9 protein-coding genes are annotated in these 8,430 nt (G+C 43.9%); 7 read left to right on the top strand and 2 right to left on the bottom strand.

Features of this window, described 5'->3' with window-relative positions; genetic code table 11:
* Positions 1-270 precede the first annotated feature (270 nt).
* Positions 271-795 carry a YcxB family protein gene (locus tag ACEW9J_RS16335; RefSeq protein WP_373546172.1) on the bottom strand — a complete coding sequence of 175 codons (525 nt, stop codon included), beginning with the start codon at positions 793-795 and terminating at the stop codon, positions 271-273.
* A 448-nt stretch (positions 796-1,243) separates the two neighbouring features.
* On the opposite strand from ACEW9J_RS16335, the gene ACEW9J_RS16330 reads away from it, so the two are divergent.
* Together ACEW9J_RS16330 and ACEW9J_RS16325 are read left to right on the top strand one after the other, a co-directional pair.
* Complete coding sequence (locus tag ACEW9J_RS16330) at positions 1,244-1,477, top strand: hypothetical protein (protein WP_373546171.1); 234 nt, start codon at positions 1,244-1,246, stop codon at positions 1,475-1,477.
* Positions 1,474-1,863 carry a type II toxin-antitoxin system VapC family toxin gene (locus ACEW9J_RS16325; RefSeq protein ID WP_373546170.1) on the top strand — a complete coding sequence of 130 codons (390 nt, stop codon included), beginning with the start codon at positions 1,474-1,476 and terminating at the stop codon, positions 1,861-1,863. Before ACEW9J_RS16330 ends, ACEW9J_RS16325 begins: the two co-directional genes overlap by 4 nt.
* Positions 1,864-1,891: 28 nt before the next feature.
* Here the strand turns inward: ACEW9J_RS16325 and ACEW9J_RS16320 are convergent, their stop codons facing one another.
* A complete protein-coding gene (locus ACEW9J_RS16320; RefSeq protein WP_373546169.1) occupies positions 1,892-2,092 on the bottom strand; it encodes a type II toxin-antitoxin system Phd/YefM family antitoxin in 201 nt (66 codons plus the stop codon).
* 257 nt (positions 2,093-2,349) lie between these two features.
* On the opposite strand from ACEW9J_RS16320, the gene ACEW9J_RS16315 reads away from it, so the two are divergent.
* The 5 genes from ACEW9J_RS16315 to ACEW9J_RS16295 all read left to right on the top strand — a co-directional run bounded on the left by ACEW9J_RS16315 (position 2,350) and on the right by ACEW9J_RS16295 (position 8,169).
* On the top strand, positions 2,350-2,961 hold the full coding sequence (locus tag ACEW9J_RS16315) for a PH domain-containing protein (protein ID WP_373546168.1): 612 nt from the start codon (positions 2,350-2,352) through the stop codon (positions 2,959-2,961).
* Positions 2,962-3,690: 729 nt separating this feature from the next.
* Positions 3,691-4,698, top strand: a complete 1,008-nt coding sequence (locus tag ACEW9J_RS16310; RefSeq protein ID WP_373546167.1) for a rod shape-determining protein — start codon at positions 3,691-3,693, stop codon at positions 4,696-4,698.
* Positions 4,699-4,794: 96 nt separating this feature from the next.
* A complete protein-coding gene (gene mreC / locus ACEW9J_RS16305; protein ID WP_373546166.1) occupies positions 4,795-5,601 on the top strand; it encodes a rod shape-determining protein MreC in 807 nt (268 codons plus the stop codon).
* A gap of 38 nt (positions 5,602-5,639) precedes the next feature.
* The gene (gene mreD / locus ACEW9J_RS16300; RefSeq protein WP_373546165.1) at positions 5,640-6,233 is read left to right on the top strand and encodes a rod shape-determining protein MreD; all 594 of its coding nucleotides are present in this window, start codon (positions 5,640-5,642) and stop codon (positions 6,231-6,233) included.
* A 31-nt stretch (positions 6,234-6,264) separates the two neighbouring features.
* Complete coding sequence (locus tag ACEW9J_RS16295; RefSeq protein WP_373546164.1) at positions 6,265-8,169, top strand: protein kinase; 1,905 nt, start codon at positions 6,265-6,267, stop codon at positions 8,167-8,169.
* The last annotated feature ends 261 nt before the right edge of the window (positions 8,170-8,430 follow it).

Genomic DNA, 8,430 nt, shown 5'->3' with positions numbered 1-8,430 from the left:
GTAGATCTCTGGATATGTCAGTGCCCAGCGAACTGTCGCAGTCTCCCACGGTTTATGCACCGCACCAAGTTCGTTACCGAGGTAACGAGCGGGTTTGAGGATTTCAGGAGTAATGAGACTATCTACTGCAACTGCCACGATCTTGCCTCTGGTTTACGTTTGTTTGGGCGATTATTTATCGTAGCGCGGATTTGGTGATGTGGCGGGGGTGGGGTTCGATCGAGAGTCAGTATAAAACTATCAATTTAATTTATTATGCGGCTACTTATGTCAGATTAGATGGGGCTGATCATGGTAAATTCGTGCTTGACTATAGAATTGCTTTGCACTGTCAGTACTGGCAAAATCTCTTTTAGGAATATTGTATGTTTCTCTTGCTATTGTTGTTATAAAAATATAGTTATCATCTTCGTCGATTCTTTCAACTGCTGCCCATTTCACATAAGACTGGTTAATGGAAGTTGATTCGATTATTTCTTCTTCAGTTAGTTGAATGTTATGTTCGCCAAGAACACCATTATTTTTCTTCAATAATTCGATCGAATATTTGTCTATCAATGGATAGACAATCTTCAAGCCACCAAAAACAAATAAAACCATCGTTGATATTTCAATTAACATCAAGACAATACCAAATACTGTAAATTGACCTCTCAGTAAGAATCCAATACAAGGAGCTAAGACGATAATAAACATCGTGATATTATTTATACGCTTTATCAGAGGTGATGTCTTTCGTGCAAAACGTTTAGCTATAATCAAATCTTTTTCGGTAACGTAATAGGTAATTTCCATTTAGTCTATCTGCTATTTATTTCTGTATTCTTGATATGCGTCAATTTTGCTTATATCAAGAATACCCCAACGAGCTGCTGAAATTAACTCTTCAGTTGATGCTGTTTCGATCGACTGGTGGGTTTGGCATAGATTTCTGGTACGATCGAGATTAGATTGCATAAACCAGCCCCTACGGGTTGATGGGATCGATCTTTTTCTACGGTGTTCGATCTAGATCTTATTCTAGGGTTTGTAGGGGCGGGTTTATGCTAGAAATATCGAAATATACAGATAAATTTTGAACGAACCCGCCCATCATCTCTAGATATGTTCGATGATTCGGGTTTATGGATTGTAGATTCGATCTAGGCTGTGGTTAGAATTTGGGGACTCGATCGAGATTGGGTGCTGAGGTAAAATCGGCTAAAATGATTGTATAGTTGCAGGTTCGACCAACTGAATATTTATGAATGCTTATAAAATTCGATCTATTGTTCTGGCAGATGGCTCGATCGTCTTGAAGGGATTACCTTTTAGCGTTGGTAAGTCAGTAGAAGTCATCGTGCTGGATGATGTATCTTCGCAGGAAGCAGCAAATCCGCCAGACGAACGCTGGAAATCTTTACAAGGCTCTGTCACCCGCTACGACGATCCATTTGAGTCAGCTATTCCCGTCGAAGACTGGGATGTGCTGAAGTGATTTTACTTGATACGCATATTTTGATTTGGTGGATCGATAATAGTCCGAGATTAACTCAACGCCATCGACAAATTATTCAAGAACGACAAGATGATGGATTATGTATTAGCATTTACTCTTGTTGGGAAATAGCCAAGCTGGTAGAGTACGGAAAATTAGAGTTGAAGTTTTCGATTGAAGATTGGTTAGAAATCGCATTGTCTCACCCAAATTTGAGATCGATCTATCTAACCATCCCCACTATTATCAAATCGACCCAATTACCAGGTTTTCATAAAGATCCAGCCGACCAGATTATTGTGGCAACTTCAATAATTTTAGCAATTCCTTTATTAACAGCAGATGAAAAAATAATCGCTTATCCTGATGTCACAACACTTGGCTAATTAATCTCGATCGTGAAGCTTTTATATATTAATATGAACTGATTCCAGATTCTTGTAACCATTCCTGCATTTTTGCTAGGCTAACTGGTTGTTCGGCTCGACGTTCCGCAACAATAGCTAGATCGTGAAGATCTTCTAACATTTGCTCGTATTGCTCGATCGATAGAATAACGGCTGTCTTGTTTCCTTCGCGATCGATGATGTATTGTTCTTTTACTGGTGTACTCATAATGATTGTGTTGGTTAGGAGCCTATAATTATCGTACCTCGATTCGGAGCGTTGGCGTAGCCGCGCCGCAAGGTAATCGAACCCGCCCATCATCTCTAGGTATATTCGTTCGCGGAGCGTATCGGAGGTAATCGATGGCGGGGTTAGGATTTGGGGACTCGATTACCTCCGGTACGCCAAAACGAGCGATATTAGACGATAGCTAATTGCCTAGACGATCGAGGGTATATTAGACTTATCTATCTGGAAGATTGCAAATGTTTAAAAGAATTGCAGCAGAAGCTCTTGGTATCAGTGATATCGGTATTATCGTGGCACCTGCGGATTATGATAAGGTCGCTGCTGATGATTATGTATTTCATGAAGATGGCGAAAAGATCTTTTTCTTGATTAAGTCCAAGAAGGATGAGTATTGTTTTACAAATTTAGCTCTGATTCACGTCGATGGCGATTCAGCAATTTCTAGTAAGCGGGCAGTTAAGCGGTATGATTATTCTAGTCACAAAGTATCACAGGTATCGATCGAGACTGCTGGAACGATAGATTTAGATGTCGAACTCAAATTTGTCTTAGCAGGTGTGACTCCTTTTAGTATCGATCTCGAAAAGAAGTGTATCGAAGCACTAAAAGATATTTACAAGGTGTTGATTAGTATTGGTAAAATTCAGGCAAAAGAGGAAATTGCTCGTAGTAATGCGTTAGTTTGTCTACAATCTATATCCTCGATGTACAAGATCGATAAAATTGAAAGTGAGGAAACGATCGTCAAGCATTATAATGCGATCCTCACTAACTTAAACGCTATAATGCTGGAACGATATACTAAACGTGACTTTAGTAATATTTTTGACAAATATATTCAGCGTTAGAGCGGTTCGGAGTAGGGATTAGAATTTGATGCCTCGATTCTCCACAGGAGAGGCTACGCCAACGATTAGTGGCAAAATTGGCGTTGCCTAGTTAAATTAATTCGTCAGTAACTAACGTCGCAGTCCTTGGCGAGGAGATCGCAGCATGGCAGATCGGGTGAGGGCATCTCTGACTGAATGAGCATCTGCCCAAGTAAGTTGAGATATTGACTAGTTGATTACTGAACTTTTGAAGGTATTTTTTGAGTACAGATCGATATTTATGGCGTAAGTCTCAGGCAATCTGCGAAAAATGTCTGCGTAGGTTGAGCCGATCGAGTCAAATATGTTACGGCTTGGGTACCAAAATAGTCGATCCCAGCCCCGATCGATCGCTTCAATGCGGCTGTCTGGGCAATTTACAGCTATTTAGATGGAATTTTTGGACAAATTCAAATCTGTGGGCGATCGCAGCTAGACGAACGAAGCAAAAAGTAATAAGATTCACGCAGTGGTAGGAAGCCTCGTCTTTATAAGGTGAGGTCTTTTCCACCTTGTAGAGCTGTGGTAGATGAGTGTGCGGACTAAAAGTATTAGCACCTAGCTTCGATCGACGATCGCGACTAGGGAACAATAAATAAAACCTGCACGATCGTTGAGTATAGTTAACTGCATATTCGATCCATTATTTATAATTTGGGGGCAATGAAGCTCGTGGGTTTTTTCAAGCGCTTTTCCTTATCCAGGGATATGGGTATGGACCTGGGAACTGCCAATACACTGGTCTATGTATCTGGCAAAGGTATCGTTCTGGCAGAACCTTCAGTGGTGGCGATCGACCAAAAGACTAAAATGCCTCTAGCTGTGGGTGCTGAAGCCAAAAAAATGTTGGGACGAACTCCTGGCGATGTCATTGCGGTGCGTCCGCTCCGTGATGGTGTGATCGCCGACTTCGACACAGCAGAAATGATGTTGAAACACTTTATTCAACGTGCAAACGAAGGGAGTAACGTGATCAGACCTCGATTGGTAATCGGGATTCCGAGTGGGGTAACTGCGGTAGAACGGCGCGCGGTGATGGATGCAGCACTCCAAGCAGGTGCTAGTGAAGTATTCCTGATCGACGAACCGATCGCAGCGGCAATTGGCGCGGGTTTGCCTGTGGCTGAACCGACTGGGAACATGATTATCGATATTGGTGGGGGGACAACAGAAGTTGCGGTGCTGAGTTTACAAGGTTCGGTAATCAGTGAATCCGTGCGGATTGCTGGTGACGAGTTGAGTGATTCGATCGTCAACTATATGAAAAAAGTCCATAACCTAGTGATCGGGGAACGGACAGCCGAAGACATCAAAATCCAAGTTGGTTCTGCATATCCCACTCCTGAGGATAACGAGATTACCATGGAAGTTCGCGGCCTGCATCTTCTGTCTGGATTGCCACGTACAGTAACGATCAAAGGCCCCGAAATTCGTGAAAGTATGTCGGAACCCCTGTCGGTGATTATTGAAGCTGTCAAGCGAACCTTGGAGCGGACTCCACCGGAGTTGGCATCTGACATCATCGATCGCGGCATCATGTTGGCTGGTGGCGGTGCCCTCCTCCGAGGCATCGATACACTGATCAGTCATGAAACAGGGATCGTGACTCACATCGCCAACGATCCGCTCACCTGTGTAGTTTTGGGTACTGGTAAAGTACTCGAAAACTTCAAACAGCTAGAGCGAGTCTTTAGTGGTCGATCGCGCAGCCTCTAGTCAATTACTTGGGTGGAGGGAAAATTTAGGTATTCCCTCCACCCCAACTTTCACATAACCAATCGATCGCAACCGACAAACAACAAGCAACGAACCATGTTTACTTTGCGCCGCTGGTGGGACAAAAACGCCCTGAAATTATTAGGATTCGGGACGATCGTTGGTGGTACGTATTTGCTGCTGCAAACTCAGCACGCACTCGTATTTGAAGCGTACAACGCCATCTCTCAACCATTTCAATCCCAAAGGCAGATCGATTATCTCAAAACAGCTAGAGTGGAGCAACTCCAAAATGAGCTGCAAGAGTTAAAAAATCAAAATCAACAACTCAAACAATTAGCTGATTATAGTGCGACAGTCCCAAACAAAGGAATCCTCGCACCGATCGTCCTCCACAGTACCGATAATTGGTGGCAACAGGTAGTCATCGGTCGTGGGAGTGCCGATGGCATCGCGCTCGACCATATCGTTGTCGGTACTGGCGGCGTTGTCGGTCGGATCGTCAGTGTCTCCCCACATACCAGTCGGGTATTATTGGTGAGCGATCCCAAGAGTCGCATGGGTGTAGCGATTAGCCGGACTCGAAATATGGGGATCTTGCAAGGAACTCGCACCAACCAAGCTGTATTACAATTTTTTGATAAACGTCCAACGGTTAAAAAAGGTGATGTAGTTGCTACTTCTGCTGTGAGTCAATTGTTTCCCACGGGACTGGCTGTAGGTAGGGTAATTGAAATTAATTTAAATAAATCCCCCGCTCCTGAAGCGATCGTGGAATTTACAGCACCATTGAATGCTCTAGAATGGGTGACAGTTCACCCCCACGATCCTCGTGCAGTGGTACCAGTAATCACTACTGCGCCGCCTGCGACTCCGCCCAAATTACCAGCCAAACTTCCCTAATTTGGGGAAATTGTTGAGATAAGGTTAAATCGATCGTCATGAATATTACTAATTTACATCCTCTAGCTCGAACTGGACTTGTGGTGCTGACAGTTGTTGGTTCGGTAGGCTTGTGTCTGATCTTATCGCCTACCCGCTGGCCTGGGATGGAAATTTTGGGAGTTGGGCCGAGTTGGCTGGTGATGTGGACGATCGCGTGGAGTCTCCAGAGATCGCTGTGGCACGCAGCTACGGCGGGGGTAGTCCTGGGACTGATTCAGGATGCGATGACGTTCCCTGCGGCGACGACACTGGGGACTATGCCTACTCATGTGCTGAGTCTGACAACTGTTGGCGTCCTGACTTTTTGGCTATACAAGCGACGCTATCTGGACGATACAATTTTGTCAGTCAGTATTGGTACTTTCCTCCTGACGCTCGTTAGTGAAACGATTACTGGGTTACAATATTTCATTGAAGTAGCGATCGAGCAGTCGCTCGAAACCAGCATCGATAGCTTTGGTTATATATGGGCTAATCAATCTTCAGTTATCCTTATTTCGGCAATCCTCAGTGGCTTATGGATGCCCATCCTTTACTATCCATTACATCTATGGTGGCAACGAATAGGTGCTAATAATAAATTGACTTAAATTAAATATGTAGAAGGATAATGAGAGTTTCATGAGTTACTGTCTCAATCCTGATTGCTTGCGCCCCGAAAATCCGCCTCAGAGTAACTTTTGTCGAAGTTGTGGTGGTAGATTGAGATTGCGCGATCGTTATTTGGCAGTTCAACCGATCGGTCAAGGTGGATTTGGGCGAACGTTTAAAGCGATCGATGAAGACAAACCATCTAAACCTTTTTGCGTTATTAAGCAATTTTTTCCGCAGGTACAAGGAACCAATGCAGCGCAGAAAGCGGCAGAGTTATTCACTCAGGAAGCAAGTGCTTTAGAGCAGTTAGATTATCAAAATATTCCTAAGTTACTTGCCTATTTTGTTACGGCAGATGGTCGTCAATATCTAGTACAAGAATTTATTGACGGTCAAAATCTTAAAGCTGAGTTAGAACAGCAGGGCAAGTTTTCAAGTGCCCAAGTCCGAGAATTGTTGACAACAATTTTATCTACTTTAGATTATATCCATCAGCGAGGATTTGTCCATCGAGATATCAAACCTGAAAATATCATCCGTCGGACTGACAATCGCCAGTTGTATCTAGTCGATTTTGGTGCGGCTAAAATGACGACTCCCGATCGATCTCAACTGCAAGGAACGACAATTGGGACGCCGGAGTTTATGTCTCCAGAACAAGGTTGGGGGCGAGCATTTCCGTCTAGCGATCTCTATAGTTTGGGCGTAACTTGCCTCAACCTTCTCACTGGAGTTTCACCTTTTAATTTATTTGACGATCTTCGGAGCCAATGGATCTGGAGAGATACTTTAGCTGACTCGATCGAGCCAAAATTAGGGATAATATTAGATAAATTAATCCAGCCTAGACCGGTCGAGCGCTATCCAACTGCGCGAATTGCACTCGATGCTTTAGAGGAATCAGTTATCGATGTACCAGCTAAGATTGTTAGTAACGAATCTAATCTAGTTAATCCACCTCCAACTACACTCATTCCAGTAATTAGTAATATTAATAATTGGAACTGTGACTATGTATTTGAATGGCATCGAAAACCAATTAATGCGATCGCGATAGCTGCTAATGGTGAATACTTAATGAGCGGTGATGATGGGGGAACTGTAGCAGTTTGGAACTTAACAATGCCCCAACAACCGATCGCGACTTACCGTGCTAATAATTCAGTGTATTCGGTAGCTATTAGTCCAGATCGCCGTCAGATCGCTAGTGGTGACAAACATCGTCGCGTCCAACTCCGTCGTCGGGACTTAATTAATAATTCACTGCAAGAATTACGGGCATTTAGTAGTTTAGATAGTCATCAGGGATTTGTTTATAGCGTTCAATTTAGTCCCGACGGAAACATCTTAGCTAGCGGTGGTGCCGATCGTCGGATTAGATTATGGAATCCAGCTACGAGTAAGATTATCTATACTCTCGATGGACATCAAGAGTCGGTGATGGCGATGCAATTTATGCCAAATGGGAAAATATTAATCAGTGCGGGTGCAGATCGGACGATCCGCTTTTGGGATTTGGAACACAAACAATTACTCAAGACAATTGAGGCGCACGAGCAGACGATTCATGCTCTAGCAATCAGCCGAGATGGGCAAATAATTGTTAGTGGTAGTAGCGATCGAACTGTTGGCGTGCGGCAATTGGGTTCGTCGATCCACCATACTCTACAAGGGCATCAGGATGGGGTGGTAGCAGTCGCAGTTAGTATGGATGGCAAAACGATCGCTTCTGGCTCGATGGACGGTGTAGTCAACCTTTGGGATACCGCTACAAAGCAATTAATTAATAGTTTTCAGGCGCATCAAAGTGCCGTCAAATCGATTGTTTTTCACCCACTCGTTGGCGTAGCCTCGGCTTTGCCGAATCGAGCATTGATTACTGCTAGTTGGGATCGGACGATTAAGGTATGGCGATCTACTAGCAATAACTAATGTAACGTCAATCTGTTCCAAGCGAAGCGGTAGGCGAAATATACTTGTGGGGTACGAATTTTACTAGTGAAGACAAAACCCGGATCTGGGGGTCGGAACCCCCAGACCCCCCGTTGAGAGGCAGGGTGGTTTCATACAAGGAAAGAAAAAGCAGTATCAACTTGATTAGCCCATAAACGCAAAGCTTGTGGGACAGTCCGAATGCCAGCGCGACGAACCAAAGTGACAATCCAAGTAAAGAAAATAGCCCAATTAACAGGA

Origin of the sequence: Chamaesiphon sp. (assembly GCF_041737865.1) — a bacterium.
Taxonomy (GTDB): Bacteria; Cyanobacteriota; Cyanobacteriia; order Cyanobacteriales; family Chamaesiphonaceae; genus Chamaesiphon.
This window is presented reverse-complemented; position numbering and strand designations above follow the sequence as displayed.